Origin of the sequence: Mesorhizobium sp. M7A.T.Ca.US.000.02.2.1 (genome assembly GCF_003996995.1) — a bacterium.
In the GTDB taxonomy this organism is placed as follows: Bacteria; Pseudomonadota; Alphaproteobacteria; order Rhizobiales; family Rhizobiaceae; genus Mesorhizobium.
In genome coordinates this window covers 1-419 of sequence record NZ_RZTT01000925.1, presented here as the reverse complement: position 1 = coordinate 419, position 419 = coordinate 1, and the positions used below count along the sequence as shown (strand labels likewise).

The 419-nt window shown below is 70.4% G+C and carries 1 protein-coding gene; it reads right to left on the bottom strand.

Translation table 11 applies throughout. The annotated features are described in order from the left end of the window. Nucleotides 1-419 (bottom strand): hypothetical protein (locus EOD15_RS36175; protein WP_210212233.1); only part of this gene is annotated, 419 nt, incomplete at both ends.

The following is a 419-nucleotide window of genomic DNA, read 5'->3' as shown; positions in this document are numbered from 1 at the left end:
ATCGTCGGCAATGCCGCCGACTTCGCCTGCCAGCGCATCGAGCTGGCGGCGGGTCACTGCGTCGCTCGCCTCCACGCCATCGCCGAGGTTGGCCAGCCGTGCGCCCTTGCCCTGGATCGCGCCGTCAGCGCCGAACTGCACCGCGCGGGCATCGAGCGCGGCCAGATCGGTCCCCACCTGGTTGGCCGTCGCCTGCGCGGTCGCGGCATCCGCCACGCCCTTGTCGGCCTGCTGACGGGCATTGACGGCGGTGGTGTTCACCGCGCTGAGCTGGGTCACGTTCACCGCATCGTTGTCACCAACCCCGTCTGCCACTCCGGAAATCCGCGTGGCATTTCCGCCGCGGATGGCGTTGTAGGTGGTGCCGTCGAACTGCAGAGCGTCGCCGCCGATGCCACCCACCTCGCCCGCCAGTGCAC